This is a genomic window from Nonomuraea turkmeniaca, from assembly GCF_005889735.1.
In the GTDB taxonomy this organism is placed as follows: Bacteria; Actinomycetota; Actinomycetes; order Streptosporangiales; family Streptosporangiaceae; genus Nonomuraea; species Nonomuraea turkmeniaca.
This window is the reverse complement of sequence record NZ_VCKY01000510.1, coordinates 1-1,962: the sequence shown is the minus strand read 5'-3', so window position 1 is coordinate 1,962 and position 1,962 is coordinate 1. Positions and strand designations below refer to the sequence as shown.

Genomic DNA, 1,962 nt, shown 5'->3' with positions numbered 1-1,962 from the left:
GGTGGCGGGCGGGGCCGGATCGCAGCACCCGCCAGTAGACCTGCTCGTAGGCCGCCGCCATGGTCTCGGCGCTGAAGCACTGCTCCACGTGCTTCCTGCACGCGTGCGGGTCGATCCGCTCGATCCCCTGGATCGCCTCGGGCAACTGCTCGGCGGTCTGCAGGACGTAACCCGTGCGACCGTCGGCGACGACCTCCGGCACCGCGCCCCTGCCGATCGCCACGACGGGGGTGCCGCAGGCCATAGCCTCGATGAGCACCATCCCGAAGGGCTCTTCCCATTGGATGGGAAAGAGCAGGCAGCGGGCGGCGGCGAGCAGCTCGCGTTTGCGGCCGGCGTCGGCCTCGCCGATGTAGGTGGCGTCAGGGCCGAGCCGGGGCCGGACGTAGGTGTCGAAGCAGGCGTGTTCGGTGGGTTCGGTGAGCTTGCCGGCGAGGATGATGCGGCGGCCGGCCGCTCGCGCGGCGTCGATGGCGAGATGGGCGCCCTTGCACGGGTGGAACCTGCCCAGCCACAACACCCACTCCTCCTTCTCGGGCTGGAAGGGGTAGGTGTCGACGTCGAGGGCGTTGTGCACGGTGGCGACCCAGTCGAGGCCGGGCGCGTGCCGCCGCTGCGCGTCGGAGATGGCCACCAGGGAGATGTCGGCGCCCAGCTCCCGGTAGCACTCCCCCAGTTCGCCGTCCGCCGGGCCGTGGCAGGTGACGACCGTCGGCACGGCGCGGCCGGCCGCGGTCAGCGGGCCGGCCAGCGAGTGGTCGTGCACGATGTCGGCGTCCAGCCCGGTGAGCAGACGCCGGGCGCGGGCGGCGTGCAGCAGCTCGGGCAGCGGGTCGCCGATCCGCTCGGACGGGGGCCGGGAGTACGTGGGCAGGAACCGCGCCGGGACCGAGGTCCGGCCGGCACCGATCAGGGTCACCCGATGGCCGCGCCGGTCCAGCCCGCCGATCAGGCTGGCCAGCATCTCCTCGATGCCGCCGTACGCCCGGGGCGGCACCTCCTCCCAGGGCGGGGCGATCATGGCGATGTGCAGCCGGCCACCCGGCCGCGCGTCCGGTTCGACCGTCTCCAGGTTCCCGTCGGTGGCGGTCATGGTGTGGCCAGCCCGTAGGTGCGGTCGGCCACGGTGGAGCGGTAGGCGTCGCTGACCGGCCGTCGGGGCTCGGTGAGCAGCTCGATGCCCTCCGGCAGTCCCGACACCACGGGCGTCCGCCCGTCGTCACGGACGCCGACGGTGATCCGGGCGCCGGCCACGGGCAGGTCCGTGATCTCCAGCGCGCCGAACCCGTCCGGCAGCGCCGGCACGAGCCAGATCTTCCCGTACGGCACCCAAGGGTCGAGCCGCAGCAGCGTGCGCAGCAGGTGGATGGGGGCGGCCGCCGCCCACGCCTGCGGCGAGCAGGAGGTCGGGTACGGGATGGGCTCCCGGAACTCCGCCTGGTCGAAGCCGCAGAACAGCTCCGGCAACCGGCCGCCGAACGCCTGCCCGGCGGCCAGCAGCCCGATCGCGATGCGCTGGGCCTCCTCGACGAAGCCGTAGCGCATCAGCCCGGCCGCGATGATGGCGTTGTCGTGCGGCCACACCGAGCCGTTGTGGTAGCTCATCGGGTTGTAGGCCCCCATGGACGAGGCCAGGGTGCGTACCCCGTAGCCGGTGAACATCTCCGGCGACAGCAGGTGGGCCGCCACGGAGGCCGCCTTGTCCTCATCGACGATGCCGCTCCACAGGCAGTGGCCCATGTTGGAGCCGAGGCCGTCGATGGGCCGGCCCCCGCCGTCCAGGCCCATCGCGTAATAGCCGGGGCCGGGCAGCCAGAAGCGCTCGTTGAAGGTCTGCCTGACCTCCATGGCGCGTCGCACGCAGCGCCGCTCCGTCGCGTCGTCGCCCTGCTCATGCGCGAAGTGGGCGCGGGCGAGGTAGGCGGCGTAGACGTACCCCTGCGCTTCGGCGAGGGCGATGGG

At 73.1% G+C, this 1,962-nt stretch carries 2 protein-coding genes; both read right to left on the bottom strand.

Annotation, left to right across the window (positions count from 1 at the left end):
• Positions 1-1,093: glycosyltransferase family 4 protein (locus tag ETD86_RS54145; protein ID WP_138674356.1), on the bottom strand; the 1,093-nt coding region annotated here is incomplete at its 3' end.
• The coding region (locus ETD86_RS54140; RefSeq protein ID WP_425465719.1) for an amylo-alpha-1,6-glucosidase at positions 1,090-1,962 on the bottom strand (873 nt) is incomplete at its 5' end. The genes ETD86_RS54140 and ETD86_RS54145, both read right to left, overlap by 4 nt.